At 52.0% G+C, this 13526-nt stretch carries 13 protein-coding genes; all 13 read right to left on the bottom strand.

From position 1 onward, the window contains the following. Positions 1 to 83: 83 nt before the first annotated feature. The 13 genes from KNP64_RS01270 to alaS all read right to left on the bottom strand — a co-directional run bounded on the left by KNP64_RS01270 (position 84) and on the right by alaS (position 13363). The gene (locus KNP64_RS01270; protein ID WP_214791585.1) at positions 84 to 1739 is read right to left on the bottom strand and encodes a peptide ABC transporter substrate-binding protein; all 1656 of its coding nucleotides are present in this window, start codon (positions 1737 to 1739) and stop codon (positions 84 to 86) included. 203 nt (positions 1740 to 1942) lie between these two features. Then, a complete protein-coding gene (locus KNP64_RS01265) occupies positions 1943 to 3475 on the bottom strand; it encodes a peptide ABC transporter substrate-binding protein (protein WP_138859703.1) in 1533 nt (510 codons plus the stop codon). A 66-nt stretch (positions 3476 to 3541) separates the two neighbouring features. Further along, a complete protein-coding gene (gene fabF, locus KNP64_RS01260; RefSeq protein WP_029595790.1) occupies positions 3542 to 4774 on the bottom strand; it encodes a beta-ketoacyl-ACP synthase II in 1233 nt (410 codons plus the stop codon). Beyond that, complete coding sequence (locus KNP64_RS01255) at positions 4771 to 5730, bottom strand: beta-ketoacyl-ACP synthase III (RefSeq protein ID WP_214763829.1); 960 nt, start codon at positions 5728 to 5730, stop codon at positions 4771 to 4773. Before KNP64_RS01255 ends, fabF begins: the two co-directional genes overlap by 4 nt. Positions 5731 to 5805: 75 nt before the next feature. Beyond that, entirely contained in the window at positions 5806 to 6510 is a 705-nt protein-coding gene (gene mtnN / locus KNP64_RS01250; RefSeq protein ID WP_029595792.1) for a 5'-methylthioadenosine/S-adenosylhomocysteine nucleosidase, read from the bottom strand. 55 nt (positions 6511 to 6565) lie between these two features. Next, a complete protein-coding gene (greA, locus tag KNP64_RS01245; protein ID WP_029595793.1) occupies positions 6566 to 7039 on the bottom strand; it encodes a transcription elongation factor GreA in 474 nt (157 codons plus the stop codon). Between the two features lie 66 nt (positions 7040 to 7105). Continuing rightward, positions 7106 to 7741, bottom strand: coding sequence for a uridine kinase (udk, locus tag KNP64_RS01240; RefSeq protein WP_034776924.1), 636 nt, complete (start codon positions 7739 to 7741; stop codon positions 7106 to 7108). Between the two features lie 16 nt (positions 7742 to 7757). Next, entirely contained in the window at positions 7758 to 8399 is a 642-nt protein-coding gene (locus KNP64_RS01235; protein WP_138859710.1) for an O-methyltransferase, read from the bottom strand. A gap of 66 nt (positions 8400 to 8465) precedes the next feature. Then, complete coding sequence (gene mltG, locus KNP64_RS01230; protein WP_138859711.1) at positions 8466 to 9608, bottom strand: endolytic transglycosylase MltG; 1143 nt, start codon at positions 9606 to 9608, stop codon at positions 8466 to 8468. A gap of 71 nt (positions 9609 to 9679) precedes the next feature. Then, complete coding sequence (locus tag KNP64_RS01225; RefSeq protein WP_034776918.1) at positions 9680 to 9982, bottom strand: DUF1292 domain-containing protein; 303 nt, start codon at positions 9980 to 9982, stop codon at positions 9680 to 9682. Positions 9983 to 9995: 13 nt separating this feature from the next. Further along, on the bottom strand, positions 9996 to 10418 hold the full coding sequence (gene ruvX / locus KNP64_RS01220; RefSeq protein ID WP_034776916.1) for a Holliday junction resolvase RuvX: 423 nt from the start codon (positions 10416 to 10418) through the stop codon (positions 9996 to 9998). A gap of 1 nt (position 10419) precedes the next feature. After that, complete coding sequence (locus tag KNP64_RS01215) at positions 10420 to 10686, bottom strand: IreB family regulatory phosphoprotein (protein WP_029595797.1); 267 nt, start codon at positions 10684 to 10686, stop codon at positions 10420 to 10422. Positions 10687 to 10723: 37 nt separating this feature from the next. Continuing rightward, complete coding sequence (gene alaS / locus KNP64_RS01210; protein ID WP_034776913.1) at positions 10724 to 13363, bottom strand: alanine--tRNA ligase; 2640 nt, start codon at positions 13361 to 13363, stop codon at positions 10724 to 10726. Positions 13364 to 13526 lie beyond the last annotated feature (163 nt).

Here is a 13526-nt window from a genome sequence, read left to right as displayed (position 1 = left end):
CGTGCAACGTGATTGGTCAAACTGAAGACACAAAAAAAGAGACAGGCGTCCCCGTCTCTTTTTTGTATGCGTGTTGTTTCTTATTACTCTTTGCCTTCGATAGATGCCCACTTGTACGAGTAGTCAGCGCCGAACGCGTGTTCAACGATTCCTTTAACGTATGGCTTCGTGAGGCGAGCCGATCCACGTTGGTAAACTGGCGAGATCGCGTTCTCTTCAAGAACGATTTTCTCTGCAGCTTGAAGGTCAGCCCAACGCTGTTCAGCATCTGTGCTTGATTTCGCAGATTCGATGAGCTTGTCGAATTCTTCGTTCGACCACTTACCACGGTTGTATGGTCCGTCAGTAACGAAGAGGTCAACGAATGTCATTGGATCCTGGTAGTCAGGGCCCCAGCCAGCGAATGTCAACTCGAACTCACCTTTGTTCTCAAGGTCAAGTTTGTTGTTGAACGGTTGTTGCTTGATTGTAAGCGTGATCCCTGGAAGGTTCTTCTCAAGTTCACCTTTGATGAACTCACCGATTTGCTTCGCAGATTCTGAGTCATAGTTGAGGAGCTCGATTTCGACAGAGTCTTGACCGAGTTCTTCAAGTCCTTTTTCCCAAAGCTCTTTCGCTTTGTCCACGTCGTAGCCACCGATGTCGCCGTTCGCTTCACGGAAGTCCGCGCCGTCTGGTCCAGTGACGAAGTCTTTAGGTACGAGGTAGTTGGCAGGGACTGAACCGTTCGCAAGGAGCGTTTCAGAGATCGCTGCTTTATCGTATGCCGCGTCAATCGCGTTACGGATGTTTTGGTTGTCGAGCGCTTCAACCTCAGTGTTGAACTGAAGGTAGAAGAGTGTTGGCTCAACGACAGTCGAGAAGTCTTCGTTGTCTTGGTATTGAGCAACGAGTTCAGAAGTCAAACCAGTGCGGTCAACGTCGCCGTTTTCGTACAAGTTAACACCTGTTGAAACTTCTTTAACGACTTTAACGTTGATTTCTTCAAGTTTGACGGCTTCAGCATCCCAATAGTCGTCGTTTTTGACCATTTTCCAGCCTTGCTCGCGCTCCCAGTTTTCGAGTTTGAACGGTCCGTTGTAGAGAGTTGTCTCTGCAGACGTACCGAAGTTCTCGCCTTGCTCTTTGTCGAACGACTCAAGTTTAGGCATGAATACGCCAAAGCTTGTGAGACCGAGGAAGTAATCTGCTGGTGCAGTCAATTTAACTTCAAGTGTCTGATCATCAAGTGCCTTGACGCCGACAGCGTCGCGCTCGCCTTTGCCAGTGTTGTAGGCTTCAGCACCTTCGATGATTGACATGACGTAAGCATATTGTGAAGCGTTGTCCGGGTTAAGAACTTCTTTCCAAGCGTATTCGAAGTCGTTAGCTGTTACAGGCTCACCGTTAGACCAAGTTGCGCCTTCACGGATTTTGAACGTGTACGTTTTACCGTCTTCAGAGACTTCATGTGACTCTGCGATCCCTGGTGTCGGGTTATCGTCTTTATCCATACGATAAAGACCTTCGTTAACGTTGTTCAACACGTTGAACGAAACCGCGTCTGTCGCGAGTGTAGGGTTAAGTGAAGGGATGTCAGAACTATCGAGCAAGTTGAGGACTTGCTCCTCGTCTGCGCCGCCTTCAGAACCTTGTTTATTTGATGATGTCTCTTCTTCCCCACCCGAGCAAGCTGCTAGGAATGCGCTAGATAGAAGCGTTACCGACGTTGCTAAAGCAAAACCTTTTTTCTTATTCATTGCGATGACCCCCTGATTTTTTTCGGTTTAACGAAATGAACGATGGTAGAAAATTCAGATATCTCACTTTACAAAATTTGCTACCACAATCCCGTTGAAGCAATAATACAATATTCTGATAATTTTGCAAAGTGTTTATTTTGATTTTTCTAAAAAATTTTTATTATAGGCTAAAAGCCCGCCTAGGGAGACGGGCTTTAAGCTCATTTTTCATAAACTTTAGAAAAAGTTAGGACGTACGAAGGACCGATGACCGGAAAACCGATTTCCGCATATTTGGAATCGACTGCGTAAGATCTTCCAGCTTGGTAGATTGGGATAACGACAGCTTCTTCCAACAGCCGTTTTTCCGCCTGTCGATACGTCTCGTTCCGGTCCGCAAGTACTTCTGTCGAGCGGGCCTCATCCATCAAACGATCGAACGTTTCGTCCGTGTATCCGCTCGAATTCAAATAGTTATTTGTCTCGAATTGGGTCAAATAGGCACTGAATGCCGGGTAGTCCGGTTGCCACCCTGATAGTGACAACGCGTAATCGCCTGCGACTTCTTTCCTAACTTTGTCACCGAGCGGCAACTCGACGACGTTCACTTGAAGACCGGGAAGTTGTTCAAGCTCTGTTTCAATCGTCTGGGCGATTTGTCTCGCCTCTTCATCGACAAAGCTGAGCAACTCAATCTCGATTTCCTCTTCTTCGAGCCGATCAAGCACGTCTGCGAACAGTGTCGCCGCCTCTCCTTCAAGCGTCGGCTCCGTCTCCGTTTGATCGGTGACGAGCAATCGTTCTGTCGTCCGTTCGGCTCTTGCGAGTGACCCTTCCACTGCTTCGCGATCTAAGGAGAGCGCGAGCGCGCGTCGGAAATCGGCATCATCGAACGGATACTCGTCGACGTTCGGTTTTAAATAGAAGACGCCGCTTCGCGGAACATCAACGAGCTTACCTTCGAGTGATTCGATTGTCCCCTCGTCCGTGCCGTAAGGGATCGGGTGAATACCGTCGGGCTCTGAACTTAGACCTTCATCCGCCCAGATGATAACCTTTTCGAGCGTGACGCGATCTGCATCATAATAATCCTCGTTTTTTATCAACGTCGCCTGGGCCGCGTCGATTGACTCGATTTGGAACGGTCCGTTCGCGTCGAGTTCTTGCCACTCCCCAATCATCGTCTGCGGCAGAAAGGCCGGCATCGCTAACATCTGCTCGAACCCTTCCATCGGCCGCTCGAGCGTCAGCTCAAGTGTCTGTTCGTCAATCGCTTTCACGCCGAGCGTCTCTGGTTCTTTCGTCCCGAGACTGATCGCTTTCGCGTTCAATACATCTCCGAGGAGGAAACTGAACGGGGAATTCGTATCGTCATCGGCGAGCATGCGAAAATGCTCGACGAACGTTTCAGCCGTGATCGCATTTCCATTCACAGTTTGACTTGCCTTCAAGTTAAACGTATATGTCGCCCCGTCCTCGGAACGCGTCATCGTCTCAACGAGTCCCGGTTCAATCTCACCGTCCGCTCCGAAGCGATACAATCCTTCATAAATATGCGATAACACAGTTTGCGAACTCGGATCGATCGCGAGCAGTGTGTTCGGCTGCTCCGGCAACGTCTCTCCATGGATCGTCACGATTTGTTCTTCTGGTGGTAGTAATTCTCGTGCCTGCTCTCGTTGTCCGTACCAAATAACGAAAAAAAGGATAAGGACTGAACCCAACAAGGCGGCACCGATGAAAAATCGTTTCATCTGGCATTCTCCTCTCTGTTAGACCAACCCTTATACCCTACCCGTTTTTGTCACTTTTTTCTACTATTAGTCGTTCACTTTCGCGAATGCGAGCGTCGCGTTGTGGCCCCCGAAGCCAAGCGAGTTGCTCAGTGCGTACTGGATATCAAGTTCCCGATTTCCATCACGGACATAGTCTAAATCGCAATCATCAGCTGGTGTCTCACAGTTGATCGTCGGATGAATCCGTCCCTCATGAATCGATAGCGCCGTGATGACGGCCTCGACTCCGCCGGCTGCGCCGAGCAAGTGCCCGATCATCGATTTTGATGAGTTGACGGCCAAGTTGTGCGCGTGGTCACCGAAAACGTTGTGGATCGCTTTCGTCTCGAGCATGTCGTTGAGTGGTGTGCTCGTCCCGTGTGCGTTGATGTATTGAACGTCTTCTGGACGAATTCCCGCGTCACGAAGCGCCTCGTTCATCGCTTTTGATCCACCTTCTGCCTCAGGTGACGGTGCCGTGATGTGGTAAGCGTCCGAACTCATGCCATACCCGACGACTTCCGCATACATTTTGGCTCCGCGCGCTTTCGCATGCTCATATTCCTCGAGAACGAGCACGCCCGCGCCTTCACCCATGATGAAGCCGTCACGGTTCTGATCGAACGGGCGGCATGCCGTGTTCGGGTCTGGATTCGTCGATAGTGCCTTGTTGGCACAGAATCCTGAGAATGAGAGCGGCGTGATTGGTGCTTCGGCCCCACCTGCGAACATCGCGAGGGCATCACCACGTTGGATGACTTTAAACGCTTCACCGATTGAGTTCGTTCCAGATGCACAAGCTGTGACCGAGCAGTTGCTCGGCCCTTTTGCTCCGAGGTAAATCGAAACTTGACCGCTCGCCATGTTTGGAATCATCATCGGGATGAAGAATGGGCTGATGCGACGTGGTCCCCGTTCATGCAAGATGCTCGCTTGTTTGTCGATTGTTTCGACCCCACCGATCCCGCTTCCGATCCAAATCCCGACATCGTCCGCGATTGCTTTCACATCTAGACCGCTATCCCGATGCGCAGCGTCAGCGGCTAAAATCGAGTATTGGATGAACGAATCCATCTTGCGCGCTTCTTTCGGTTCGACCAAATGATCGATGTTCCATTCCTTTACTTCCGCCCCGACTTTCGCCGGATACTGGCTAATATCAATCTTTGTTAACGTATCGACTGCATTTTCCCCGTTCAACAGTCGCTCCCACATTGCCGTAACGTCGTTCCCGAGTGGGGAAACGACTCCTAATCCTGTGATGACTACTCGTTTCATGCGTTAATCTCCTCCGTGATGTTAGCGTTATTCCATGTTAAACAGCTCGCTCCCCATGTGAGCCCGGCGCCGAAGCCGGCGACGACGATCGTTTGACCGTTTGAGATTTTCCGTTGCTTGACCGCTTCGGCCAAAGCAAGTGGAATTGAAGCAGCTGACGTGTTCGCATGGTCTTGAATCGTGACGACAACTTTTGCTTCGTCAATCCCTAACCGTTCAATCGCTGCGTCAATGATACGACGGTTCGCCTGGTGCGGCACGAGGACGTCGAGGTCTTCAATCGTCTTCCCGGCCCCTTGCAACGCCTCTAAGACGATGTCAGGCATCTTACGGACGGCGAATTTGAACACTTCACGACCGTTCATGACAATCTTACCTTCTTCATTCTCATATAAGAACTTTCCGCCGGTTCCGTCACTTCCGAGAATGACCGACTCGATGGCGGCCACCTCGTCTTCGCCGAGAACGACGGCACCCGCCCCATCACCGAACAAGACGGCGGTCGAACGGTCGTCCCAATCGATCAAATTGCCCATCTTCTCAGCTCCAATGACGAGTGTGCGCTTCAACCCTTTCGCGAACATCATGCTCTTCGCCGTATCCATCGCGAAGATGAAGCCGCTACAGGCGGCGCTAACGTCGAAGGCGACCGCTTGCTTTGCCCCAAGGTTGGCTTGCACGAGACAAGCCGTCGCCGGGAATGATGGCGCCGTCGCCGTCGCGCAAATGATCGCGTCGATATCTTCAATCGACACACCCGCACTTTGAAGCGCCCGTTCGGCAGCCTTTGTGGCCATATCGGCAACGCTCAAATCAGCGTCTGCCAAATGGCGCGCCTCGATCCCGGTCCGGGTCCGAATCCATTCGTCGCTCGTATCCATTCGTTTTTCCAAATCGATGTTCGTGATCCGGTTGTCCGGAAGGAACGAACCGATGCCAATGATTCCAATGTTCATGTTGATGACCCCTATTCTTAGTATCTGGTACTAATATAAGGGAATAAAAAAGGGATGTCAACGCATCCCTCTCGATTATTCGCTTTGACCGAGTCGTTTTGTGACGGCCATGACCATTTTCGCCGAGTTAATCGATGCCGTCTCCAAAAATTCGTCGAACGACAAGTTCGCTTCCTCATCGGCGCTGTCCGAGATTGAACGAGTCACGACGAACGGGACACCAAACTGGTAGCACGTCTGCGCGATTGGAGCGGCTTCCATCTCGACGGCGGCGACGCCATCAAAATGTCCGAGGATGTCCGCCACCCGTTTCGAGTCATTGATGAATGAGTCGCCCGTCACGATGAGGCCCGTATGGACGTTCACGTCATGGAGACTCTCGATGACTTCTTTACAGACGTCCATCAAGTGCGCATCGGCCGTATACGCCGCCGGCATGCCTGGAACTTGCCCATACTCATAGCCGAACGCTGTCACGTCGACATCGTGGTGACGGACTTCTGTCGAGACGACGACGTCGCCGACTTTCATCCCTTTTTTGAAGCCGCCGGCTGAACCGGTGTTGATGACGACGTCCGGTTTGAACTTATCGATCAAGAGCGTCGTCCCGATGGCCGCGTTCACTTTGCCGATGCCTGACTTTAAAATGACGACTTCGACGTTGCCGAGGTATCCTTCATAGAAGTGATAGTTGGCGATTTCCGTGTCTGTCCGTTCTGTCAATTCGTTGCGGAGCAAGTTTACTTCTTCTTCCATCGCTCCAATGATTCCGATTTTCATGATATGTGCCTCCTCAGAAAGAGAGCGACCTCCAGATGGATGTCGCTCGTTAGTGTTACTTGATTTCTTTAATTTCGACGACCATGTCGCCGCCTGGCGTTTGAACGTTGACCACGTCTCCGACCGTACGGCCGAGAAGCGCTTTGGCGATTGGTGATTCGTTCGAGATTTTCCCTGTGAATGGGTCGGCCTCGGCGCCACCGACGATTGTGTACGTCTCGTCTTCGTTATCTTCTTGAATGAAGAACGTTACCGTTTTCCCGATGGCGACCATCGAGTTGTCGGCTACGTCATCTTGGATGATGACGGCGTTACGAAGCATCTCTTCAAGTTGGGCGATGCGTCCTTCGACCATTGCCTGCTCTTCTTTCGCCGCATCATATTCAGCGTTCTCAGACAAGTCTCCGAAATCGCGGGCGATTTTAATATTCTCAACGACTTCTTTACGGCGCACCGTCTTCAGTTCGTTCAATTCATTTTCGATCTTAGCTTTTCCGTCTAACGTCATGTAATGTTGTTTTTCAGCCATTTCTGTCACTCCTTCATTGTCTCCTAGTATATTACAGCTAGGTTAAATTGAAAACGATTTATTTCCTTATGCCCGGTTGCGTTCTGTGAGCACCCAGCGAATCTTCGTCACGAGCAAATCGATGGCGACAAAGTTTTCTCCACCTTCAGGTACAATGATGTCCGCATAACGTTTCGTCGGCTCACAAAATTGAAGATGCATCGGCCGGACGACATTCGTATATTGGGCGACGACCGAGTCGATTGACCGGCCCCGCTCATTGAGATCGCGCTGCATCCGGCGTAGGATGCGGACGTCCGCATCCGTGTCGACGAACACTTTAATGTCCATCAAGTCTCGGAGACGATCGTCCTCGAGCGCCAAAATACCTTCGACGATGACGACGTCGACCGGCTCGATCAAAATCGTCTTGTCCGAGCGCGTGTGCGCTGCGTAGTCATACACCGGTTTCTCGATGGCCTTGTGCTCTTGTAACTGCTTGATATGCTCGATCAAAAGATCGTTATCGAATGCGAACGGGTGGTCATAGTTCGTCTTATATCGTTCTTCCATCGTCATCTCTGACTGGTCTTTATAATACGCGTCTTGCTCGATCATGACGACCGATTGTCCTTTGAACGCATCCACGAGCGCGCGGGCCACGGTCGTCTTACCTGATCCGGTCCCCCCGGCCACGCCGATAATGACGGGTTTATGTTGCATCAAAGTTAAGTCCTCCTCATCGTAATTTACGACTGATTGCTAGGCCATCACCAAGGGGCAAAATTGCAGTATGATAATCGGTCCGTGCCATCAATTGCTCAGTAAACTCTTTTACGAGACGAACAAGCCGGCGGCGTCGACGGTCAAGCACTGACACATCCTCGAGCAGGACGTCCCCTCGTAAAAATAAATTATCGCTGTAAATCGTACCACCAATTGGTACTAAAGCGCCATACCCATCAAAGAATTTTTGATACTGACCTTTGGCCGCGTCGATAAAGACCGCATCGAATTCTCCTTCAATCGTCCCGATCAACTCCACCGCATCACCATGAATGACAGTGATTCGGTCCGATACGTCCGAGCGTCCGATAAAGCCGAGTGCCTCTTCGTGACGTCGTGCGTTTCGTTCGATCGTGACGATTTCCGCGTCCGGCAACAGTTCAGCCATTCGAATCGCACTGTATCCGATTGCCGTACCGACCTCAAGGATCCGTTTCGGACGTTGCATCGCGAGAAGCGACAGCAACACTTCAGATCCGGTCAAGTCCATGATTGGCACGTGATGTTCTCGGGCGAACGCCTCCATCTCCGCCAATAACGGCGACCGGGGCGTGACCAAGTTCTCCACGTAACCTTCATAGGATGAATGTTCCACGTCGTACACCTCTTACTCTCTAATCATTCAAACGACCGGAAGCCAAGGCTTCCGGTCGCATATCCGTCAATTGTTGTTTGCTTCTTCGAACGCTTCCCATTCTGGACGATACTTGTTGACGTTCTGTTGGTGCGCCTCGTACTCCACTTCGAACAAGACTTCCCCGTTCGGGAATCCTTCACGCGGTGGTCGGGCGTAGAAATAAACGTTATCCGTATCGTTCGGATTGAGCGTGGCGACGAATGCGTCACGACTGACCGCAGCGATTGGTCCGATTGGGATCCCTTCGTAGCGGTATGTGTTATAAAGTGAATCGTTTTGGAGATCGTTGAACGATGTGAAAATCGAAGTCTCCCCGGTACCATACCAGACGGTCGGGTCGGACTGCAACTTCATGCCATCGGCCAGACGGTTCTCAAACACACCCGCGATCTCTTGACGGTCTTCCGTCGAGACCGCTTCTTTCTCAACGATCGAGGCGAGCGATAACGTCTCATGGAACGTGCGTCCCGACGCTTCGACCGCATCGCCGTATTCGAGATAGAGCTGTTCGGTCGGCTTGAGCATCTCATCGATGATCTGAGTGAGCGTCACACCTTTATCGAACTCATACGTTGCCGGGAACAAGTAACCTTCGAGCGGGTGATAAATTCCGTCGGCGAGCACTTCGTCCGTCAGCATCTCATGCTCATTGACGAGCGAGCGGATATACTCCTCGTCGCTCAGTTGGTCCGAAATCTCTTCTTTCGGAATATCAGCCTGTTTTGCGAGACGCGAGATGACTTGGTCGATCGTAAAGCCTTCCGGGATCACCAATTTGATATCCGGGACGACGATGACTTTCCCCGTCTTCAACGTGGCGATCAACTCGTCAAGTGATTGTGACGGAGACAACGTATACGTCCCCGCTTGGAACGATGATTCATTTTTAAACCGTGTGTAAAAACGGAAAATCGTGCTATTCCTCACGAGGCCATTCTCTTCGAGTAGTTCGCCAATGTAACCAGAACCTGCACCGAGCGGAACCTCGACCTCGACCGTTTCGGTCGAAGCTGGGTCAACGGGTTCGAGCGATCGTTTCACGAACGCATAAGATACCGCGGCACCTGTGGCGATCACTAGAAGAAAGACAGCAAGGATGATAACCGTAATTCGCCGAACAATCCGGTTACGTGCACGCTTCTCATCAAACATCGATGGATGGTTCATGCGCATTTCTCCCCTGTTCTTCTGTTATGAAGATGGGCGACGAGGGTTTCCCCTAGTCGCCCGTCCACGTATTAGTCTAAACCAACTTCGTCATTGACGATATCGAACGCTTCCATGACTTCCTCGAAGTCATCATCGTCTTCGACGAGCTTCAAGATGAACTCGCCATCTTCAAGTTCTTCGATTTCAAACGCGTACACTTCGATTGTGTCGTCATCTTCGTCTTCTGTTTCTGGATTGCCGACCGGCTCAAGAACGACAAACGTCTTCTTCGAGCGGTCGCTCGTCATCCGGAAAATTTCTGCAAATAAATGCTCGTCTCCATTTTCGTCTGGAATACGGTACATTTCTTCTTCACGACGGATTTCTGCCATGAGTAATTCCTCCTTATTTGCCTGCACGATCCAGGTAATTTTGTAAAATCATGACGGCTGCCATCTTATCGATGACGGCCTTTCTCTTTTTTCGGCTGACGTCTGCTGAAATGAGCATCCGCTCCGCTTGCATCGTCGTCAAACGCTCGTCGACGAGAACCGTCGGCAAACCGGTCGCTTCGGTGAGGGCCGCGGCAAACGCCTGTGACGCCTCGCCCCGAGGTCCGATTGTCGCGTTCATGTTCTTCGGGAGGCCGACAACGACTTCTTTCACATCGTACTGCTCAATAATCGGTTGAAGCAGACGGACAGCTTCCTCAAAGTCCGGCTCGGTCCAGTAGACCGTCTCCACGCCTTGCGCCGTCCATCCCATGAGGTCGCTCACGGCGACCCCAATCGTCTTCGAACCGACATCGAGCCCCATGACTCGCTTCATATTAATCCTCTCTACGATCGTTCAAATACGATTTGACCAACTCTTCGAGCAGCTCATCTCGTTCGATTTTGCGAATTAAGTTTCGCGCATCGTTATGACGCGGGATGTAGGCAGGGTCACCTGACAACAAGTATCCGACGATTTGATTGATCGGTTGGTAGCCTTTCTCCTCGAGTGCTTGATACACCGTGATCAGTGTCTCCCGAGTGTTGGCTCGATTATCATCTTCTGGAAAATTGAATTGCATCGTGCGATCCATTTGGCTCACAAGAATCCACCTCTTTCCGTTTGCACTTCACACTCTATTATGCCAGTGATTGAACGTAATGTGAAGCAAACTTCAATGCTTCATCCAGTTTTGTCGCATCACGGCCTCCGGCTTGCGCCATGTCAGGACGGCCTCCGCCGCCTCCGCCACAACGTGTCGCCACTTCTTTGATCAATTTCCCGGCATGGAAGCCACGGTCGTTCAAGTCTTTCGTCACACCTGCGACGAGGTTGACCTTGTCGCCGTTCGCCGAGCCGAGCAAGATGACGGCCGAGCCGAGCTTGCCTTTCAATTCGTCGACCATGCCACGGAGCGCGTCCATATCTTGTCCGTCGACGCGCTTAGCGATCAATTGGACATCACCGAACGTCTCGATGGCGTCTGTGAGTGACGACGCTTCGATGTTGGCGAGTTTCGCTTTGAGCGATTCGCTCGCGCGTTCGAGTTCTTTCATTTCAGTTTGAAGCGCTTGGACACGCGTCGGCACTTCGAGCGGTTTTGTCTTGAGCAGTTTTGCTGCCGTCTCGAGCGTCTCGATGTGCTGGTTCATCACTTCGTAAGCACCAGCTCCTGTGACCGCCTCGATGCGACGTGTACCGGCTCCGATTCCTGATTCCGACAAGATTTTGAAGAGACCGATTTCCGCCGTGTTGCCGACGTGGCAGCCACCGCAAAGTTCGACCGAGTCACCGGCAGCGACGACGCGGACGACATCCCCGTACTTCTCACCGAAGAGCGCCATCGCACCTTTCGCTTTCGCATCGGCGATGTTCATTTCTTCGATATCGACAGCGATTGACGCCCAGATGCGTTCGTTCACTTGACGTTCGATCGATTGGAGCTCTTCAGCCGTCACTTGGCCGAAGTGCGAGAAGTCAAAGCGAAGACGGTCTGGTGTCACGAGCGAACCTGCTTGGTTGACGTGCTCACCGAGCGTGTCTTTCAACGCGCGATGCAACAAGTGCGTCGCTGTGTGGTTTTTGATGATCGCTTGACGCGAATCGAAGTCGACCGTAGCCGTCACCGCGACTTCTGCCTTGGCGACACCTGACGTGACCGTGACCGTATGCAAGTTTTGGCCATTCGGTGCTTTCGAGACGTCTTTCACGTGAAGGACGAAGTCCGACCCGACGATTTGTCCTTTATCGCCGATTTGACCGCCGCTCTCAGCGTAGAATGGCGTCTGATCGAGGATGACTTGCGCTTCTTCCCCTGCTGCGACGACGTCAACGAGCTCTCCATCATGAATCAAGCTGATGATTTTCGCTTCAGTTCCGAGGTTCGTGTACCCGACGAATGATGATGGAAGCGTAATTTCCGCAAGAACGCCTGACTGGATTTGCATCGACTCAACGTCGGCACGGGCAGTCCGAGCGCGTTCACGCTGAGCGTTCATCGCTTGTTTGAATCCATCCTCGTCGACCGTCAATTTGTGGTCTTCGGCGTACTCGATCGTCAACTCGAGCGGGAAACCGTACGTATCGTAGAGACGGAACGCATCTTCACCGCTGATGACGTTCGAACCGGCCGCTTTTTGCGCTTTCGCGACTTCGTTCAAGATAGCGAGACCGTCATGGAGCGTCTCGTGGAAACGTTCTTCTTCATTCTTGACGACTTTCTTGATGAAGTCTTTCTTCTCACGGACTTCAGGGTAGAAGTCGACCATGATGTCGCCGACGACGTCGACGAGCTCATACATGAACGGACGCTCGATGCCTAGCATCTTCGCATAGCGGACGGCACGGCGGAGCAAACGACGAAGCACGTAGCCGCGGCCTTCGTTCGATGGGAGCGCCCCGTCTCCGATCGCGAACGAGACGGTGCGGATGTGGTCAGCGATGACTTTGAACGCCACGTCTTTGCTGCTGTCGGTGCGGTACGTCTCGCCGCTGATTTTCTCTGTCTCGCGGATGATTGGCATGAACAAGTCCGTGTCGAAGTTCGTCGGTACGTCTTGCATGACGCTCGCCATCCGCTCGAGACCCATCCCTGTATCAATGTTTTTCCGTGGGAGCTCGGTATAGTTGCCGTGCCCGTCATGGTTGAACTGACTGAAAACGATGTTCCAAATTTCAAGGTAACGCTCGTTCTCGCCGCCCGGGTATAGTTCTGGGTCGGTCGGGTCGTCGCCGAACGCAGGTCCGCGATCGAAGAAGATTTCTGTGTTCGGGCCAGACGGGCCTTCCCCGATTTCCCAGAAGTTCTCTTCGAGTGGGATGATGCGGTCGGCCGGCACGCCGAGTGCAAGCCAAAGTTGTTTCGCTTCTTCATCTTCCGGGTGAATCGTCACCGACAAGCGATCCGGGTCGAGCCCGTACCATTCGTCGCTCGTCAGAAGTTCCCAGCCCCATTTGATCGCGTCTTCGCGGAAGTAATCACCGACCGAGAAGTTCCCGAGCATTTCGAAGAACGTATGGTGACGCGCCGTCTTCCCGACGTTCTCGATATCGTTTGTCCGAATCGACTTCTGCGCGTTGACGATGCGCGGGTTGGCTGGAATGACACGGCCGTCAAAGTATTTTTTGAGCGTCGCGACGCCTGAGTTGATCCAAAGAAGCGTCGGGTCCTCGACCGGTACGAGTGAGGCACTCGGCTCGACACTGTGTCCTTTCGATTTGAAGAAATCTAAATACATTTGGCGAATCTGTGCGCCAGTTAATGGTTTGAGCGGTTTCATCAACAATTCCTCCTTCAGTTTAAACGAAACGAAAAAAAGCGATGCTCATCCCTGTGGAAAGGGACGAAAGCATCGCTTCGTGGTACCACCCTCGTTCGCACGGCAAAGCCGTGCCTCGAACATCCGATAACGCGGATGAGGCGCCCAGGGTGAGTGGGGACTC

Origin of the sequence: Exiguobacterium sp. s64 (genome assembly GCF_018618035.1) — a bacterium.
Lineage (GTDB): Bacteria > Bacillota > Bacilli > Exiguobacteriales > Exiguobacteriaceae > Exiguobacterium > Exiguobacterium mexicanum_A.
This window is presented reverse-complemented; position numbering and strand designations above follow the sequence as displayed.

Bases quoted from the DNA above. Each gene is read 5' to 3' on its own strand.
- KNP64_RS01270 (WP_214791585.1), bottom strand. From the start codon at position 1,739: ATGAATAAGAAAAAAGGTTTTGCTTTAGCAACGTCGGTAACGCTTCTA.
- KNP64_RS01265 (WP_138859703.1), bottom strand. From the start codon at position 3,475: ATGAAACGATTTTTCATCGGTGCCGCCTTGTTGGGTTCAGTCCTTATC.
- fabF (WP_029595790.1), bottom strand. From the start codon at position 4,774: ATGAAACGAGTAGTCATCACAGGATTAGGAGTCGTTTCCCCACTCGGG.
- KNP64_RS01255 (WP_214763829.1), bottom strand. From the start codon at position 5,730: ATGAACATTGGAATCATTGGCATCGGTTCGTTCCTTCCGGACAACCGG.
- mtnN (WP_029595792.1), bottom strand. From the start codon at position 6,510: ATGAAAATCGGAATCATTGGAGCGATGGAAGAAGAAGTAAACTTGCTC.
- greA (WP_029595793.1), bottom strand. From the start codon at position 7,039: ATGGCTGAAAAACAACATTACATGACGTTAGACGGAAAAGCTAAGATC.
- udk (WP_034776924.1), bottom strand. From the start codon at position 7,741: ATGCAACATAAACCCGTCATTATCGGCGTGGCCGGGGGGACCGGATCA.
- mltG (WP_138859711.1), bottom strand. From the start codon at position 9,608: ATGAACCATCCATCGATGTTTGATGAGAAGCGTGCACGTAACCGGATT.
- KNP64_RS01225 (WP_034776918.1), bottom strand. From the start codon at position 9,982: ATGGCAGAAATCCGTCGTGAAGAAGAAATGTACCGTATTCCAGACGAA.
- ruvX (WP_034776916.1), bottom strand. From the start codon at position 10,418: ATGAAGCGAGTCATGGGGCTCGATGTCGGTTCGAAGACGATTGGGGTC.
- alaS (WP_034776913.1), bottom strand. From the start codon at position 13,363: ATGAAACCGCTCAAACCATTAACTGGCGCACAGATTCGCCAAATGTAT.